General features: G+C 51.1%; 18 protein-coding genes. 8 read left to right on the forward strand and 10 right to left on the reverse strand.

The window, feature by feature from the left end:
- The first annotated feature begins 150 nt into the window (after window positions 1-150).
- The 5 genes from PHV74_09155 to PHV74_09175 all read left to right on the forward strand — a co-directional run bounded on the left by PHV74_09155 (window position 151) and on the right by PHV74_09175 (window position 5,186).
- The gene (locus PHV74_09155) at window positions 151-1,392 is read left to right on the forward strand and encodes a hypothetical protein (GenBank protein MDD5094530.1); all 1,242 of its coding nucleotides are present in this window, start codon (window positions 151-153) and stop codon (window positions 1,390-1,392) included.
- A gap of 147 nt (window positions 1,393-1,539) precedes the next feature.
- Window positions 1,540-2,817 (forward strand): hypothetical protein, encoded by a 1,278-nt coding sequence (locus tag PHV74_09160; GenBank protein MDD5094531.1) that lies wholly within the window; start codon window positions 1,540-1,542, stop codon window positions 2,815-2,817.
- 420 nt (window positions 2,818-3,237) lie between these two features.
- Window positions 3,238-3,786: a response regulator transcription factor gene (locus tag PHV74_09165; protein MDD5094532.1), complete on the forward strand. Its 549-nt coding sequence runs from the start codon at window positions 3,238-3,240 to the stop codon at window positions 3,784-3,786.
- A 238-nt stretch (window positions 3,787-4,024) separates the two neighbouring features.
- Window positions 4,025-4,639: a hypothetical protein gene (locus PHV74_09170; GenBank protein MDD5094533.1), complete on the forward strand. Its 615-nt coding sequence runs from the start codon at window positions 4,025-4,027 to the stop codon at window positions 4,637-4,639.
- Window positions 4,640-4,703: 64 nt separating this feature from the next.
- The gene (locus PHV74_09175) at window positions 4,704-5,186 is read left to right on the forward strand and encodes a hypothetical protein (protein ID MDD5094534.1); all 483 of its coding nucleotides are present in this window, start codon (window positions 4,704-4,706) and stop codon (window positions 5,184-5,186) included.
- Between the two features lie 85 nt (window positions 5,187-5,271).
- Here PHV74_09175 and PHV74_09180 read toward each other — a convergent pair whose 3' ends face one another.
- Complete coding sequence (locus PHV74_09180) at window positions 5,272-5,439, reverse strand: hypothetical protein (protein MDD5094535.1); 168 nt, start codon at window positions 5,437-5,439, stop codon at window positions 5,272-5,274.
- Window positions 5,440-5,452: 13 nt separating this feature from the next.
- Here PHV74_09180 and PHV74_09185 point away from each other — a divergent pair, with 13 nt between their 5' ends.
- The gene (locus PHV74_09185; GenBank protein MDD5094536.1) at window positions 5,453-6,541 is read left to right on the forward strand and encodes a leucine-rich repeat domain-containing protein; all 1,089 of its coding nucleotides are present in this window, start codon (window positions 5,453-5,455) and stop codon (window positions 6,539-6,541) included.
- Window positions 6,542-6,567: 26 nt separating this feature from the next.
- Window positions 6,568-6,798: a hypothetical protein gene (locus PHV74_09190; protein ID MDD5094537.1), complete on the forward strand. Its 231-nt coding sequence runs from the start codon at window positions 6,568-6,570 to the stop codon at window positions 6,796-6,798.
- Here PHV74_09190 and topA read toward each other — a convergent pair whose 3' ends face one another.
- The 9 genes from topA to PHV74_09235 form a co-directional block, all read right to left on the reverse strand.
- On the reverse strand, window positions 6,799-8,916 hold the full coding sequence (topA, locus tag PHV74_09195) for a type I DNA topoisomerase (protein MDD5094538.1): 2,118 nt from the start codon (window positions 8,914-8,916) through the stop codon (window positions 6,799-6,801).
- The gene (gene dprA / locus PHV74_09200; GenBank protein ID MDD5094539.1) at window positions 8,916-10,022 is read right to left on the reverse strand and encodes a DNA-processing protein DprA; all 1,107 of its coding nucleotides are present in this window, start codon (window positions 10,020-10,022) and stop codon (window positions 8,916-8,918) included. The genes topA and dprA overlap by 1 nt, the downstream gene beginning before the upstream one ends.
- A 231-nt stretch (window positions 10,023-10,253) precedes the next feature.
- On the reverse strand, window positions 10,254-10,394 hold the full coding sequence (locus tag PHV74_09205) for a hypothetical protein (GenBank protein MDD5094540.1): 141 nt from the start codon (window positions 10,392-10,394) through the stop codon (window positions 10,254-10,256).
- Window positions 10,395-10,437: 43 nt separating this feature from the next.
- Window positions 10,438-11,109 (reverse strand): DUF5343 domain-containing protein, encoded by a 672-nt coding sequence (locus PHV74_09210; GenBank protein MDD5094541.1) that lies wholly within the window; start codon window positions 11,107-11,109, stop codon window positions 10,438-10,440.
- Between the two features lie 583 nt (window positions 11,110-11,692).
- Window positions 11,693-12,466: an RNA methyltransferase gene (locus PHV74_09215; GenBank protein MDD5094542.1), complete on the reverse strand. Its 774-nt coding sequence runs from the start codon at window positions 12,464-12,466 to the stop codon at window positions 11,693-11,695.
- Window positions 12,467-12,526: 60 nt separating this feature from the next.
- A complete protein-coding gene (locus PHV74_09220) occupies window positions 12,527-13,057 on the reverse strand; it encodes a nitroreductase family protein (GenBank protein MDD5094543.1) in 531 nt (176 codons plus the stop codon).
- Window positions 13,058-13,160: 103 nt separating this feature from the next.
- Window positions 13,161-13,634 carry an MgtC/SapB family protein gene (locus PHV74_09225; GenBank protein MDD5094544.1) on the reverse strand — a complete coding sequence of 158 codons (474 nt, stop codon included), beginning with the start codon at window positions 13,632-13,634 and terminating at the stop codon, window positions 13,161-13,163.
- A 348-nt stretch (window positions 13,635-13,982) separates the two neighbouring features.
- Window positions 13,983-15,125 carry a pyridoxal phosphate-dependent aminotransferase gene (locus tag PHV74_09230; GenBank protein MDD5094545.1) on the reverse strand — a complete coding sequence of 381 codons (1,143 nt, stop codon included), beginning with the start codon at window positions 15,123-15,125 and terminating at the stop codon, window positions 13,983-13,985.
- Window positions 15,126-15,542: 417 nt separating this feature from the next.
- Entirely contained in the window at window positions 15,543-16,580 is a 1,038-nt protein-coding gene (locus PHV74_09235; GenBank protein ID MDD5094546.1) for a CPBP family glutamic-type intramembrane protease, read from the reverse strand.
- 242 nt (window positions 16,581-16,822) lie between these two features.
- Between PHV74_09235 and PHV74_09240 the strand changes: the two genes are divergently transcribed.
- A complete protein-coding gene (locus PHV74_09240) occupies window positions 16,823-17,779 on the forward strand; it encodes an IS5 family transposase (protein ID MDD5094547.1) in 957 nt (318 codons plus the stop codon).
- Window positions 17,780-18,076: the final 297 nt, after the last annotated feature.

Below are 18,076 nucleotides of genomic sequence, written 5' to 3' on the forward strand. Positions count from 1 at the left end.
TTGGCTGTTCTCATGGAGGATTCTCCCCCTCAATCTGAATCTGAGTTGATTCTACCAGATACGTGGGGGTGAAGGCATTACAAAATCAGTCAAAGTCGAGGCTGAAATCAAAACTAAACAGCCTCCAATAGGAAAGGAGAAAAAAGCAAAATGAAAAGGAAATACTGGTTAGTATTGTTTCTGATTGTTGTAGTGCTGACTCCGATTCTTGCTTATGCAGAGGGTAGCGATGTCAGCACAGTAGATAGCGATATCCAATATGCTATGGATGCCAGCCGTGCCCATATGGCTGCAATTGCAATAGAAAAGGGTGACAGTGCTTTTGCAGCTTGGCAGTCAGCCGAATTGGTGTCTCCCCAACCCTACTATGATCTGAAAGGCAATCTGATTGCTTACATGTTTGCCATAAGCAAAGATGGTGTGGTTGTTGGCCACGTTCTGGCTGGAAGCGCGCTCTACAATTACACTATTCTAGAATCGGGCACAGGTGCTCCATATGCTTTACCGAGTGCTGATGAGTTCATGGTCATGATGGAGCGGGACTTGAAAGTCTCAGCAAAGGTTGTAGAACTTCCAAAGCCCGAAAGGCTGGTCTATCTGGGATACACCCTACCCTTTGCGATAATCGAATTTACTGGAGAATCAGTTGGGATCAATCTTGATTTGGGGTACGCGGTCCGAACTAAAGACATGCAATCAAAAATGATGCCTTTTGATGAATACCCAACTACCAAAGGCGCGGATGGTCTGACGTTAAGTCAGAACTACCTGAATGGTTTTCCATGGAAAAATCAGATCGATTGTTCATGGAATCCCATGCAGAATAACGATATATGCCCCGTTCCTTCATGTGGTAAGAACGTCCAAAATGATTGCGGTCCGGCCACCGGCGTTATGATTGCCGCATGGTATTACCTGAAAGGGTACACCAACTTCGCGGAGGCCAATGCCAACTGGCCCGGATTGCATGTGGCCCATCATGCCCTCTATAATGAAATGGGTACCGGATCAATGGGTACGACCCAATGGAATTTCATGGGTGGTTGGGAGGATTACGCTCAAAGCAAGGGGTATAACAATTTTGACTTTCCTTGGGCGAGCCCCATAGATCCGATAACGCAGTGGCTATACATAAAGTCTGCCATAGATGTGCAAGATGGGGTGGGAGTCCTATTTAGATATGATAGCCCCTATGCGCAAAGCTGGCACTACTGTGCGATAACAGGGTACCAACACCATCCTACTGAACTTTCGCAGAGATGGATGCAGGTTCACAATCCGAACTCCAATTATTCGATTCCTGCTTATCCCAACCCGCCGTATAGCCGCATTGACTTTGTCAATTGGTGGGCTAACGCTCCTATGATGTGGGTATTCTGGTTTCAAGAGTAATGCTCTTGATAACTGCATTGTGACATGGTTGTAGAGTGAGAGTTCCCGCCCGCAGGCGGGAACTCTCACTCCGGCTTGCTGTCAGCATGATACAGATGCTTTGACGTAAAGATTTGTTATGAGCATTTCAAATTGGGAGAAGCGACAGTGAATACGAGAGGGATGTCTTTGACTGTCTCGGCGGTACTATTGCTCCTTTTGTTAGTGATTCTCAGCGGTTGCGAGGATGGGAATGATGGTAACCCTCCGGTGCATGTGCCCTTCAAATATGACGGTCAGACAGGCGCTGGAGGTGACGGATCCAGTTGGCAAAAGGTATTCAGCGGTCCCAAAGGGCAGAAGGCTAAGACGGTGCGACAGACTCACGACGGTGGGTATGTCATTGCAGGATCGACCGTCTCCGATATCGGCGCAGAGGATGGTGTCTGCCTGTTGAAGACGGATGCTGCGGGCAACGAGGAATGGAGCAATACTTTTGAAGGCTTAGAATATGGCGCTGCATTATCGGTCGGGCAGACTGCGGACGGCGGTTATGTTCTGGGGGGAACCATTGCGAACGTAAGGCCCGCTATCTATCTCATCAAGACAGATTCAGAAGGTCGCAAGGAGTGGAGCAAGGTATTTGGTGGCTCCAGCGCGACACGGGATGCTGGATGGGGTGGTGATGAGTCGCTGCAGCAAACCTCCGACGGAGGCTACATTATTGCGGGTTTTACAGGGAATCAATGGGGGGCTGATGTCTATGTCATCAAGACCGATTCGAGCGGCAATGTGCAGTGGGATAGAACATACTCCAATGACGGCATTAGTTTTGGCATCTCGGTACAGGCCAAAAGCGATGACGGCTATACCGTCATCGGAAGGACGAGTCACAGTACGCTGGGAGCCCCTGAAGGCGAACTGAGGGGTGACTGGGATGATATCACTGTGATCGAAATCGACAGCAGAGGTATCCAAACGGATAAGATGACATTCGGCGCCGACAACGGGGACGTAGTCTCTGTCAGGCGGACATCAGACGGCGGGCATATCGTTATCAGAGACACTAATTCTGAGGGGATGGGCGATAATGATATTCGGGTTGTGAAAGTGAATCGGGAAGGCACAGGAGAATGGAGCAAGAAGTTTGGCGGCTCGGATAATGACTACGGATTTTCAGTGGAACAGACCTCGGATAATGGCTATGTTATTGCGGGAGCAACCGTATCGTATGGCGCGGTCATGTGTGATGCTTATCTTATTAAGTTGACTGCTGAAGGTAACGAGGAGTGGAGCAGAACTTTCGGCGGCTCATATATAAATGGGGTAATGTCAGTCCACCAAACTGCAGATGGAGGCTACATCGTCGCAGGAGACACGAACTCCAATTCCTCCGGAGGACAGTTCAGCATTTATCTGATCAAGGTTGATTTGAGAGGCAACTAACGCTGTGTTCAGAACAAAATATCCAGATTCGCGGATATTCGTTCTGAACCGCGAGCGATACAGAAAATGTATTGTTTTGGCAGTTAGATTATGGAGACTACCGTCCACGTTGATATCATGAGCTGAAAGCTGGTGGTTTACTGATTCAACCTGTCGCCGACTCTTTTTCCTTCTCCCCCAACTCCTCTACGCTCCCCTCCCAATCGCACTTCTGGCACTTGGCTGGCCTGCCTTGCTTGTTGCATGAGAGACTATGGCCTATCATTACCAGGGCCTTTTAGCCTATGGCGAATTCTCTGATGTGTGGTATAAATAGTCATGGCTAAACATCAATTGCCCACAGTGGCGATTACAGGCCCTAACCCCCTATTTAGAAGGGGGATATGTGAAGCTCTCAGTGAGTTCTCTGGGAGACTTGAAGTGGTATGGGAGGCTGAAGAGTACGAAAGTATTCTTCAGGAGCTTGAGAGATTGGCCCCGGACCTTCTCATCTTGAGTTTACCGGAATGTGGCATAGAGCTAATCTCTTTGCTGGAGACGTTGTCCCAACGCTTCCCCGGCACCCGCAAGCTCCTGGTTGCCCCCGAGCCCGGTGTTCCGGGTACACTCCCTCAACTGTTCAGAGCCGGGCTTAGAAGTTACGTGGTGGATGAGGATGTTTCCTCTATATATCATGCGGCCATTGCTGTGATCGAGGGCGGCTACTGGCTGAGCCAGTGCATCGCCGATAAGATGCTTCAGGAAGTGGCCTTCACCCAGCCTGTTGCCTTGGCTCCCGGCGGATTTACTCCCAGAGAGCAAAAAATCTTCTGTCTGATGGGCAGGGGATTGTCTAATACAGAGATTGCCCAATCGTTGGGCATCAGCGAGCGGACTGTTCGTTTCCACTTGCGGCACATTCTGGATAAACTGGGCGTTGCCACCCGCACCGAAGCCATCATCCGGGCCCTCTTTGACCGGAGAGACTAACAAACTGATCTCTCACCTTTTTCTTGTCCCGGTATCCCCAGACATAACCTGCCAATACCGGCAGTATCACTTGCCAAAACTGGTAGGGGAACCTGCCAAAAATGACAGTATACAACAGGTCTCTGGTGTGGTAGGCTAAGTGCAAATGGGCCCATTTGAACGAAGAATAGAGGTAATGGATTAAATCTGGAAAGCAGAAGGGAAAGAAGAAGACATTGTACCCAAAATAGAAAGAGGAATGGAGGCTAAAATGCTAAGGTCTATGGTGATTTTGGTTTTGTGTTTGGTTCTGGTGACTATTCCCGCTGGTAGCGCCTTTGCTCAGCCACCAAGCGAATCCAACGATATCACAGTATTCAAAATCCCCCAGCTCACTGATGAAGAGAAAGAGCGCCTTATAAAGATTGTCTTTTCAGACAAAGATGTGGCAGATATCATTGGAAACAGATCATATGAAACGATCAATACCGGAGTCTGGATTCACAGTACAAACCTTGAAAAGATTGGCGGATACATCGACATAGCTTTTAGCGAGCCAGTCGTTCAGGAAAGAGAATGGCCCATCGCCGAGTACAGGGATGACGAAGAACGCGAATATAGAGGAGAAGCATATACAGCTAGCGAACTGGCAACGTTTGCCAAAGGCGAATACCTTCAATATCGCAAATGGGAAAAAGACGAGTTCAGGCAACTCCATATTCTGGTCGATTTCAATAAAAGTAAAGGAACAGTTGTCAATATCACACCTTTATCATTCGCGCCGCTTCCAAAGGAAGTTCGCGAGGCTCAAGAGAGTCTAGCCATAGCTACTTATCCCATCCTATCAATATCAATCAATAGCCATCGGCAGTGATTACACTTATAATCATGATTATGACCAATCGTATAACCCTCCACCACCTCTTACAGACATTGACATGCCGGTGACGCTCGTGTTTTGGGGTAATGCTACTATTACCAAAGTTAAGAACATGTATTGGGGTCCCTGTGACCAACTGTTCCCTCCTTGTCCTCACCAGACAAAATACTTGAATTCCTATGATCTTGATTATGATTATGATGGTTGGAGGGAGGATCAGGATATTGGAACGACAGGCGTACCTGGCTATTATCCCTATGGCAATGAGAGATACCATTTAAGACTTTATGCGCACAATCCCCCTGACTACAACTATGAAAGTTTTTTGATGGGGCAATACATCATTGGCACAACACATATCGACAAAAGTGCTCAGGCTGGATGGAGTGAAAATGCCGCGGGATACTTTATCGAGCACGCGTTAACGCACGGATGTCAACACACCGGGTACATGAATTTTCAGAATTACTGGGGTGGAGTCCAATTTGACGGTCATTTTTTGCAATCCAATGGTATTGCAGAGTTTGTCTACGTTCCATAGTCCATAGCTAAATAGTATGAGGAGAGGGGGCGGGGCAATGGAGGAAGCGCAGTATTTCACTGCGCTTCCTCTTGTTGCGCTTGACTTAAGGAGGAGAAATGCGGTTTCTGGTATTACTTCTGCTGATATCCTGCATAACTGTTGGCGCTTGCGCCGAAAACAATAATCCCTCACCTGCACCGACGGCGAATGATTGGTTTTGTTCATCTGGAGTATTAGGATCATGCCCTGATTTTGTGCCAAATACTTCCATTCCTGTCTCCGGAGTGTATTTCCCTGATCCTAACCTTGAGGCGCTCATCCGCCAGCAAATCAATAAGCCGAGTGGAGAAATCCTTCCGGCCGATCTGGAACGACTGACAAGCCTCAATTTAGCCTCAACCCTATCATACCCTCCTCGTAGAATCCTCAAACTGGACGGATTAGAATATTGCACCAACCTGACCAGCCTGAATCTTGATTCCAACTGTATCTCCGACCTTACTCCTCTTTCCAAACTCGTTAACTTGAGAGAACTAAACCTCGGGGTTAATGAAATAGAGGATATCACAGCACTCGCTGGGCTAAGCAATCTGACCAGTCTGGGTTTGGGCGGGAACAATATCAGCGACATATCCGTAATATCTCACCTCACTGAGCTGACCGAACTCTTCCTGCGTTGCAACCACATATCCGATCTATCGCCGCTTTCAAGCCTTTCCAATCTGTCATTTCTGCAACTAGATGCAAATGAAATATGGGATATCTCTCCACTTGCCAACCTAACCCATCTGCAAGGTCTAGATTGCTGGTACAACAGCGTAAGAGATCTTTCCCCGCTCTCAAAGCTCGTAAACCTGCAAGAGATACAGTTCCACGGTAATGGCATATCCAATATAACACCTCTTCGTGATTTGACTAATATCAATTACATCGATTTAGGCGAAAACAAAATAGAAGATATCTCTGCCCTCTCCAAGCTCACATCGCTCACCTGGCTGCAATTGGGAAATAACCAGATAAAGGATATCTCCCCGCTTTCCGGCCTTACCGAATTGGATCAGTTGTGCTTAGGGACAAACCAGATCAGCGATATCTCCGCTTTATCGAATCTTAAAGCTCTATCGCAACTTGATCTCAAGGCAAACCAGATAACCAATATTTCAGTTCTTTCAGGTCTTGAAAATCTAGGCATTATCGATCTATATAACAATGAAATACGGGATATCTCACCGCTGGTACAGAATGCTGGATTTAGCGGTGGCACTTTGCAGCTCGCCGGAAACCCGTTGAGTGTGAGGTCCATAACTGAATACATTCCCAAGCTTAAGAAAAGAGGTGTCCAGATAGGCTGGCCTCAATATTTAGAGGATTGAGCCTGAACAGAGCTAGAGGATGGAAATTGGCACAAGCCACACTGACGTTCCTCATCTTACAAAGTGGGGGCCGCGGCAGTGTAATCGTTGGATTGCATTCAAAAGGAAAGCCGCCTGAAGATACTCTGAAAGTCCTGGTCAGCGTGGGCAGCGAAATAAAAGAAGACGGGACCAGAGTTCTTGGACCGGATGGGAAGGTGATTGAGGTGCCTCTGGTTCCGGTTGAATCGGAAACCAGCCAGCCGGTTAGCCAATAACTAAACAGTCCCCTCTTTCTCTCCCTGGCCCAGCTCCTCTACGCTCCCCTCCCAATTGCACTTCTGGCACTTGGCGGAGTCTTTGCCTTTCGAAACAAGCAGCCCGCCGCATTCGGGACAGGGAACTGGAAGGGGTTTGTTCCAACTGGCGAAATCGCATTTGGGATAAGCGCTGCAACCGTAGAAAACGCGCTTTCTCTTGGTGCGCCGCTCCACCAGATTCGATCCGCATCGGGGACACTTGGCCTCGATTTCACTCGGAAGGGGTTTGGCGTTCTTGCACTCCGGGTATTTGCTGCAGGAGAGGAACTTCCCGTACCGGCCCTGCTTGATCACCATCGGGCTGCCGCATTTTTCGCAAACCTCGTCGGTGGGTTCATCGGCCGGTTTCATCTTGGGCATCTCGGCAATGGCCTTCTCAACCGTTTCAGCGAATGGGTCATAGAATGCTTTCAGTGTGGGAATCCACTCCAGTTCTCCCTCGGCGATCTGATCCAGACTTTCCTCCATCTGGGCGGTGAAGGAAATATCGACGATCTGGGGGAAATGGTCCACCAGCAGATCGGTGACGATAAATCCCATCTCCTTGGGTTTGAAATTCCCCTTTTCCTTCTCCACATAGTCGCGGTCCTGGATGGTGGAGAGGGTCGGGGCGTAAGTGCTGGGCCGGCCGATGCCATTCTCTTCCAGCGCCTTGATCAGCGTGGCCTCGGTATAGCGCGAGGGCGGTTTGGTGAAATGCTGTTCGGGAAAAAGCTTGATGAGGTCGAGCGCGTCTCCTTTGGCCAGCTCAGGTAGAGTGGCTTTGCCATTGCCGTTCTCGTCGCTATCGCTTCCTTCGCTGTAAAGGATAAGAAATCCCGGGAACGCCAGTGTTGAAGTGGTGGCCCGGAGGAGATATTTCTTCGATTTGGCGGCCGCATCGATATCCACCGTGACGTTATCAAAAATGGAGGCCTCCATCTGGCTGGCGACCATCCGTTTCCATATCAGATCATAAAGTCTGAATTGTTCGGCGCTCAGGTGCTCTTTCAGCATCGCCGGTTCTCTCCGGGTCGAAGTGGGGCGGATGGCTTCATGGGCTTCCTGGGCTCCCTTGACCTTCTTTTTGAAGATGCGGGGCGATTTGGGGACAAAGTTTGGGCCGTATTTCTCGGCGACGTAGTCTCTTGTCTCTGTCAGCGCCTGGACGGCCACATTGGTGGAATCGGTACGCATGTAGGTGATCAGTCCCACCGGCTCCGCTTCGCCGATATCGACGCCTTCATAAAGGCCCTGCGCCACAGCCATCGTCCGCTTGGCGCTGAAACGGAGCTTGCGCCAGGCTTCCTGCTGCAGGGTGCTGGTGATGAATGGGGCAACCGGCTGGCGCGGTGATGATTTCTGTTGTACACTGGCCACTGTGTACTTGGCAACTTTCAGGTCGGCGCTAATCTTTTCGGCTTCTTCCTGATCGGTGATCGAAATCTTCTTGCTTCCGCCTGAACCGATCAAGAGTGCCCGGAACTTCTTATCGCTTTTCTTCTTGAGTTCGGCTTCGATCGTCCAGTATTCGACAGAAACGAACCCTTCGATTTCCCTCTCCCGTTCCACGATCATCCTCACCGTCACAGATTGGACCCTCCCGGCGGAGAGCCCCTTCCTCACCTTGCGCCAGAGGATGGGGCTGATTTTGTAGCCCACCAGTCGGTCGAGGATTCTCCGGGTTTGCTGGGCGTCCACCAGCTTCATGTTGATATTCTTGGGATGCTTGAACGCCTCAGTGATGGCATCCTGGGTAATCTCATGGAACACCACCCGTTTGGCGGGTATGTTTTGCAGTTTGGCCGCCTGGACCAGGTGCCAGGATATGGCTTCTCCCTCGCGGTCAGGGTCGGTGGCCAGATAGATGATCGAGGCATCCTTGGCGGCGGCTTTGATCTCTTTGATGACCTTGGTTTTGTTTCTGGGAACCACGTATTCGGGGGAAAACCCGTTTTCAACATCAACTCCCAGTTTCTTTTCCGGCAGGTCCCGGACGTGTCCCATGGTAGCTTTTATCGTATAGCCGTCTTTTAGCATGCGGCTCATGGTTCGCGCTTTTGCAGGTGATTCTACGATTACCAGTTTCTTTGTCATTAGTTCAATCCGGCTCCTGGTACCATTCCATAATTCATATTCCCCAAGTGTTTAACCATACCCTTAAGCTCCATGATTGTCAAGGTGCTGCTCACAGTGGGTACAGGTAGGCGGGTAAGGTGACATAACTCGTCGATATGGAACGGTCCTGATGATAAGTGTTCCAGAAGCATCAGTTCAGTCGTATTTTCGGGAAGCGATTGGTGGATATCCGCGAATCCCAGTTGCTGTGGGGCCATGCTCAAGTTGAGCTCTTCCAGTATATCGTTCACCTCTGATACGGCCTTGGCTCCGGCCCGAATCAGGCTGTTTGTCCCCCGACTGGCTGGAGAAAGAATGCTTCCCGGCACAGCAAAGACTTCGCGGTCTTGCTGGAGCGCCAGATTTGCTGTAATCATCGCGCCGCCGCTTTCCATCGATTCGGTGACCAGGACTCCCAGGCTCAGTCCGCTCATGATGCGATTGCGTTGCGGGAAATTTTCGGCTCTGGGCTTGATTCCCAGCGGATAATCGCTTACCAGTGCGCCGTGTTCTGTGATCTCTTCAGCCAGCCTTTGATTTTCTGGCGGGTAGATCGTATCCAATCCGCAAGCGAAAACGGCGATGGTTCGCCCTCCGGCTTGCAAGGCTGCACGATGAGCAATAGTGTCGATGCCCCTTGCCAGACCGCTCACAATGGTGAAATGGTTGGCTGCCAAATCGGTGACCAGCCGTTGGGTGACCTCTCGACCGTACATTGTGGCATGCCGGGTGCCAACTACAGCCAGAGCCCATTCGTCCTCAGGAATCAGTTTTCCTCGAACGTACAGCACGGGTGGGGCATCATATATCTCCTTGAGCCTTTTAGGGAAAGAGGGGTTGTCTCTAGTTAGTGCCGAGACCTTGTATCGATCCAGTTTCTCCATCTCGGCGTCGAGGTCGATCCGGGGTCGGTGAGTCACTATAGCTTGTAGTGATCTGTTGTCAAGTCCGGCAGCGGCCAGTTCTGAAGGCGTGGCATGCCAGGCAGTCTCCAGATTGCCAAAATAGTCGATCAGTCGGCCAAATCGAGCCCGGCCGATGCCCGGTATCCTGTTAAAACCAACCCAGTATTTTACTGTTGACATAATACTAATGTTGAGAAGTGCGTATTGTGGGGGATGCCAGGGGAAGAGAATCAAATCCCTCTGACTTTAGCCGAAGCAGTCCCTGCTTTCATGAGGGAACCGGAGTGTTGTTTGAAGGCCCGTATTCCGTCTGTAGTAAACAACGGCCAGGGGAGACTATCCCCTGGCCCGTATGTCTAGCAGTTAATGGAAATAGGGCTCCAGGCAAAGCAGTTCCTGCAATTGTCATTTTCAGGAACTGCTCGGTTCGTATGCTGCGTTGCCCGCAAGCCTGGCCAGTATCGCCTGTGGTTCGTGATACTGACGCGCCAACTCGGCCCATATAAATTCCCACGCTAATTCGCTATCGGATTTACAGGTGTTCTTTTTCATTATATGCCTCCTATATTCCTCTGATGATGCTCTTGCGAGAGAATCAATCCTCACTGGCCTTAGCCAGAGCGACTCTTAACTTCTTGAAGAAATCTGCCAGTTGGTTAGTATCCATTGCTGCTAACTCCGGAGTGATGGTCAAAACAAAGGGCATCTGGCCCGGGGCTCCCATCTGAGCCATCTGCGGATATTGTCCCGCAGTCTTGCGATGGCCATTTGTAATTTTCTTTGTGCCGTTTATCCCGTTTGATGGTTGCTCTTTGCCGTAGACTCCAAGATCGATTTCTGCCATCTGGCACAGTTGGATGAAGAAACGGGTTGTCTTGGTCGCCATCTCCGGTCCTAGCCCTTCTTTGGTGACAAAGTAATTGTAGATGTCTTCCTGGGAATGCCCATTGCCGTTAAGGTGCTGGAACAAGTTCTTGTATGCGCCTCGGACGATATCCTGGAGGGCGGACGTAAAAGCGACGCCCTTGGTTTTCAGGAGGCGACTTTTCTCCGTGGGCCGTCCGTCATCGTCAATGATGTCAAGAAACCTGAGGGCTCCCACTACCTTATATTCATTTCCGGGAGCGATCTTGTTGGTTCTCAGGAAACTGCCATCGATTTTTGAGGGCGTAGTTCTTCGCATAAGTTGCAGTGCTTGCAACATGCCTCTGGTGGGGCCATATGGCAGGGTGGGACCCTGTTCGCCTGTTCTTGCCGTTCTAACCATACCCTGTCTCCTCTCTGGACTCTTGGGGACTTAACTCAATGCCAAGTCCGTGCAGGCAGTATACCACTGAAATTGAGGACTGTCAAGAGTCCAAACCTGCATATTCGAGAAGGACTTTCCATGCGGGGGCGATTTTGTATCTGTGTTTGGGCACTATTTGAGGTAGTACAGTCCAGGGTGATTGGGTAAATTAGTCCGGGTGCTTTTCGAGACTTCAGGGAGACTTGCGGCGGACTGAGTGCATGTATCCCGAGATGGGGACTGGTAGTCTGGGATATATCAGGTTCATTGAAGCCCCAGTCTATTGAGAGGGATTTGGTCGGAATGAAAAGCGGAAAAGTGGGCTATCTGTGATATGAAGCCTGGTTAGTATCCTCGCAGAAAGTGGGTAATTGCACGAGTCCTAATGCGAAGCTTTACCCGTGGCACTATGATCTTTGGCAAAGACATGTGGGGGTTGCTGCGCTGGCAAAACATCCAGAGGCATTCGGTTGTGGCGCCTTGAAGCTTTGTTTGAGGGCTGTCGATCTCGGGGTTGGTTTCTTTCTTGCCTGGTGGGCTGTATTTTGTCTTTCCTGGCCTCTTAGCGAACAACGGAACTCAAATACATGCAAATCGCGCCGCAGGCTGCCACGTTGAGGGACTCTGCCTTCTCCCGGTCGATGGGAACCTTCACGCGGGAGTCGGCCATTTCCAGTATCGATGGCGAAAGGCCGGATGCCTCGTTCCCCAGCGCCAATAGAAGTTTCACCTGCGAACCCAAAAGCGACGGGGAATTGCCCCCTTGAAGATCGGCGGCAACAATCTGAAATCCGTTCTGTTGAAGGGTTCGGGCGAGTTCGAGGTAATGAGGGGTTCTCCTGATCCAGACCGATAGCACCGATCCGGCAGCGGATTGAACGCACTTGGGAGATAGAGCATCGGCCGATTTCTTCGTCAGGATGATCCCGGAAAACCCAAAGGCGGCGGCAGTGCGGATGAGGGTCCCTACATTGCCGGGGTCCTGAATATCTTCCAGCAGCAGGATTTTCGTGCCGACTTCCCGGGGCAGGTTATCGGAGTAGATATCGGCGGGTAAGCGAACCACGGCCAGTATTCCCTGAGGTGTCTTGGAGGAAGAGATGGAGTGGAATTGGCTCTCAGTGACTATACGGACGGGGTATTTGTGATAGGCTGCTGCTGTTTCCTCTGTGGCCAAGATTTCCAGTATCTCGTTGGGGTGGGCCTGAATGATCTGTTCGATGGCCCGTCTCCCTTCGACAAGAAAGGCCCCGGCCTCGATCCGGCCTTTTTTGGTATCCAACTCCTTGTACCATTTGAGGGGTTTCAGAGGATGAGGCACAGTGTTCTCGATCATATCATCTCCGACGTTGCGGCGTTGAGATTCGGGCCTGAAGGTCACCTTAACTGAGGTCGGTCAGGGCTGCCCATACCCATTCCGATGGACCTTTTCAAATTGCAGAGTTTCTCTGGGGTGAGGCCGCTTCTTCTCGTCCGGATAGCCGATGGCGATCATCGATTCCACCTTCAAATTGGGTGGGATGTGCAAAACGTCTCGTACATACTCTTCGGCCGATTTCTCCTGATTGTGGACACGTTCCCGAATCTGAATCCAGCATCCACCCAGTCCCATATCGTGAGCGGCCAGCAGAATAAAAGTGGAAGCGATGGAGGCATCCTCGATCCAGACGTCACACTTGGCAGGGTCGGCCAGCACCACAATCCCCAGCGGAGCACCTTTCAGGAAATCCGAACCGTGCTCCTTGGCGTGCGAAAGTTTCTCCATGAGTTGAGGATCGGTGACTACAATGAATTCCCACGGGTTGCGGTCGTGAGAGGATGGAGCCCGTAGCGCCGTTTCTACCAGTTTTTCTATCTTCTCCGGTTCCACTGGCTTTTTCAGGAATTTTCGAATGCTCCTCCGGGTTTCGATGAGAGAATGGAACATGTCTGACCGCCTTGTTGAGGATGGATAAGTCAACGGTTGTCTTTGGCTGAATTGTCAGGCTCTTCTGACTTCGAAGTGAAATCACTTCTCCAGTTTATCTGCATCAGCAGGGGCGATCCAGGTCTTGCTGGTCCTTGCGTCGGGCGTGTACTCCCTTGCGCAAAATGCGATATTTGCCTTCCAGTATCCCCAGCCCAACCAGAACAGACACGGTTAGAAAAGCCAGAACCATTGCTTCGGCATATTTTTCGAATCCGATCACCGCGCCGATGGCCGCCAAAACCCATATCACCGCTGCCGATGTGGCTCCTTCGATCCTGCCTTCGCGGGCAATGATGACACCGCCTCCCAGAAATCCGATGCCGGTGATGACCTGGCCCAGCACTCGGGTGGTATCCGTATTCTCTCCCACCGCATCGATGCCAAGGGAAATAAACAAACTCGTCCCCAGGCAGATGAGAATACTGGTCCGGATGCCGGCAGGCTTGCCCCGTATCTGCCGCTCCAGACCGATGGCCCCTCCGCACAGCACGGCTACGCCGATCATCTCCCAGAAGCTGAGTGTGGTAACATCCATCGATTAGCTGCCTTTCATACCGGGTTTGCTGCCATTATAACACAGGAATCGCCCTGTTTCTCGGGCTTAGCGTATCTCTCGAGTTCAGCGATTGAGGTTGTCTCAAAATTTCAACTGAATTCCCTTGCTGCCAATCGTTGGGGGATGCCGTTTCCCTCACCCCCTCGATCCCCCTCTCCCATTCTGGAAGAGGGGGAAGAAAAACAATTTTTAGGGGGCACCCCTAAAACCCCGGCGGAGGGTTTTCCCTCTGCACACACTGGCAACTGACAACCGAGAACTTAGGCGAATTCAGGACAGGTCTATGACCCCGGCAGAGGATTTTGTCCAGAGGATCGATCACCTCAATCAGAACCTTTCAAGGTAATTCTCGATGCGGTTCAGGCCTTCAGCAATATTTTCCAGGGAATTGGCATAGGAGAATCGGAGATACCCTTCTCCGTTACTTCCGAAATCGATACCCGGAGTCACTCCCACATGGGCCTTTTTCAGAATATCGAAGGCCAGCTTATAGGAATCCGGGGAGAAGTGCCTGGCGTTGGCAAATACGTAGAACGCGCCCGTAGGTTCCACCGTGATGCCGAATCCCATCTCCTTAAGCCGTTTGACCATGTATTTTCTGCGTTCATTGTAGATGCTCTTCATTCGAGCCACATCGTCGCCCGCTTTTTCCAGAGCAGCGATTCCTGCCATCTGGACCACCGAATTGGCGGAGATCAGGAAATTCTGCTGGAGGGTCTGGATGGTTCGGATGAAGGGTTGGGGCGCAATCAGGTATCCCAGTCTCAGGCCGGTCATGGCATAAAGCTTGGAAAAGCCGTTCAAAACGAAGGCGTTTTCGGTGAACTCCAGAATCGAATGCTCTTTACCTTCGTACACCAGTCCATGATAGACCTCGTCCGATATCACGTAAGGAGAAAACCGGGCGATAGCGCGCAGGCGATCCTCGGAGAGAAGATTGCCGGTGGGGTTTGACGGGGAGTTGACCAGAATCGCCTGTGTTTTTGGGGTGATTCTCTTTTTGATTTCTTCCGGCCGATATTGAAAGCCGTCCTCTTCATAGACGGGCACTGTCACCGGAATGCCCTCCACAAACTTGATGAAGTTGGGATAGCAGGAATAGCGGGGATCGGAGAGGATCACCTCATCTCCCGGATTCAGCAGCGCCGAAAACAGGAGAAACATCGCCGGTGAAGTCCCCGACGTCACCACAATCTGATCGGGAGACACCGTAACCTGATAGGTCTGGTGATAATGTCTGGCAATCGCTTCTCTCAGTTCGATTGTTCCCAGGCTGTGCGTATAATGGGTGTGTCCTGCTTGAAGGGCTTCCACAGCGGCATCCTTGATGCACTGGGGGGTATCGAAATCCGGTTCGCCTACCTCCAGGTGGATGACGTCGATTCCCTCTCGTTCCATGGCATGGGCTTTTTCCAGGACTTCCATGACGATGAAGGGGGTGATCTCCTCTGTGCGTCTAGCAATCCTCATGGTGTTTCCTTATCCATATCCATCGGTTAATCGAAGTTTACACCGGCCAGTGGTTCCAATCAAGCTTGTGGAATAAACCAAGTCTGTGGAGTTTAGGTTGATGGAGGGTCATCTGCCCCCAGGTCCTGGGAAGAGTTGCCCTCACCCCCTCGATCCCCTCTTCCAAAATGGGAGAGGGGAAAAACAAACTTAGCAGGCTGCTGAAAAAGAGGTGAAGGATTCCTCCTTCCGGGGGCCTGGGGGTGTCCCGCAGGGGCCATGTTGCAACGTGCCCTTACAGCTCCCCCAACGAGTGGGGGTTAGGGGGGTGAGTCAGACTATTTCAGTACCCTATTAGGGGACATCCCATTCGGCAATCTCAGGGCAGGCCCTAAAACCCCGGCAGAGGGAAGGCCCTCTGCACACCCTATATCCCTTTCAATCGGATTTGAGGGCAAACTCGCCGATCATGGCAATGGAATTGACGATGAAGTGCATCGAAATCGGTATCCAGATGGACCTTCCGCGGTGATAGAGATAGGCAAACAGAAAGCCCAGCAGGAACAAGGGTGGTAGGGCATAGGGTTCCAGATGCATGGCGGCGAAGATCGCCGAGCTGAAGAGAGCCGCCTTCAGCCAGCCGTAGCGCTGGCGAAGCCCGGCAAAGAGAAATCCCCGGAAAAAGATTTCCTCGGCCAGCGGCGCAAGCAAGACCGCGGTGAGGGGAAGCATCCACGGTAGGGCAAGGTCTTCCGAGAGGGGATCCATATCCGGTTGCATCTCGACATTGAAGACACTGGTGATAATCGCGGAGTAAACTGCCATCAGAATATAGCAGGCGAAGAGCATCCCGCAGCCTATTCCCAGGGTGCTGCCTTCGAATCTCCTGAATCCGATGTCAGGCAGTGTTGCTTTGCGCTGGTGCATGGCAAACCACCAGACGGGCACCAACCAGAGCAGAGTTCCTATGGGAAGCACGATGCTAAGGAAGGTACCGTTTATCTCGTTGTCTTCGGAGAAGCCGACAAAGGCGATGGCAATAACCAGGGGAATGATAATGGTTAACGCTATTCCCATCCCCAATCCCCACCATGCGTCACCGTTGCTCCAGGGAACCTGCCATTCATTCAGAATACGTGAAGGGGTTCCCGGTTTATCTGGAGGTTGCTGAGATGAGGAATCGAGGGGGGCTGCTTGCTGAAAGGCTGCCTTTGCCTCTTCATTTCGTCCGGCAGCTTCCAGAAGAAAGCCTCTCAAATAGTGGGCGTCAGCCCAATCGGGAGCCAGCCGGGCGGCTTGGTCGCATTCGAGAAGGGCGTTGGCTAGGTCATTCTGTTCTCTGTAAGCAGTGGCGCGCTTGAGATGTTCCACAGCCTCTGCTTGCGGGTTAATGAAGGGCCTTTCCATGTCCATTCCATCATAGCATAAACTGGCGTGGACTCCACCGGGTACCCGGACTTGAATTACCTCATCCATTCATCTTACGATAGAAGATCACCTCTTTGAAATCGATTGTCGGTGTTCTTGCCGATTGGAGTCTTTAAGATGGCCATGGGGCGGGAGCGATCTGATGTTCTTTGGGAGATCATCACCAGTTTGAAATAACGACCAGCAAAACATAAAGGCGATAGCACTGTCGATTGTGACTTAGGGAATCTCTGAATAAGTGCTGAATCAAGCGATAATAATGGCAGATTACTTCAAGGAGTTCTGCCGTGATGAATGGACCCAGTTTTGCCAGCTTGGCCTACGACAACAAGAAGAAGAGAACCCGTCGGGAGAAATTTCTGGAAGAGATGGATCGGGTGATTCCCTGGGAAGAATTATTGAAGATCGTCCGGAAGCGCTATCCGAAGAAAGGCAATGGTCGCCAGCCGATGCCGGTGGAGCGGATGCTGCGGATTTACTTTCTGCAGCAATGGTACGGGCTTTCCGATCCGGCGATGGAAGATTCGCTTTATGATATCGAATCGATGAGACGCTTTGCCCGGATCGATCTGGAAGCCGATGTGATACCGGATGAAACCACCATTCTGAACTTTCGGCATTACCTGGAAGAGAATGGGCTGACCGAGAAGATATTCGATAAGACAAAAGGGTATCTGGCTGATAAGGGACTCCTGTTGCGCGAGGGAACGACTGTGGATGCCACTATCATCAACGCACCTCCCTCGACGAAGAACGAAACCCGAACGCGGGACCCGGAGATGAAGCAAACGAAGAAAGGGAACCAGTGGTATTTTGGGATGAAGGCCCATGTAGGAACGGACACCCGGCGGGGATTGGCTCACAGCATTGTGGTAACCCATGCCGCGGTACACGATTCACAAGCGATGGATGATCTGCTCCACGGGGAGGAAAGGGCCGTTTATGGAGACAAGGCTTATTCGAATATTGGGAAAAGCCAGGAGTTTGAATCCCAAGGGATCGAGTGGCACATTGATCGTAAAGGTAGCCCAGGGCATCCGCTGACACCCGTTGACCATGACTGGAATCGCGAGCAGCATCGAACACGGGCCAAAGGGGAACATATCTTTCTGGTGGTCAAGCATCTGTGGGGTTACCGGAAGGTGAGATACAAAGGTCTGGCAAAAAATGCGGCTCAGGTGTTTAGTCTGTTTGCCTTGGCCAACTTGTATCTGGTTCGCAAGGATTTGTTACTGATGAGGGATTAGTCTGCCCGAAATCCCGGAAATCCCCCGAAAAGGGGTTATTCAGAGGGCAGAACCACCGAAAAGCCACACTCCGACGTTATTCGATGGAGGGAATTCCGCTGAATTGATTCTTCGGCGGACTTGATCAGAGGTTTCTTAGGTATTATCGACTATTGTCATGTCACACTTGCATTGACGCTAAAATAGCGGTATAGTAATCTTCAGAAAGGAGGTTGCTATGCCCCTATTGAAATACAAGGTCAGATTGACGGACGAGGAGCGCAATGAACTCAAAAACATTACAGAAAAGTGGGTATG

The organism is Dehalococcoidia bacterium (assembly GCA_028711995.1).
Classification (GTDB): domain Bacteria; phylum Chloroflexota; class Dehalococcoidia; order SZUA-161; family SpSt-899; genus JAQTRE01.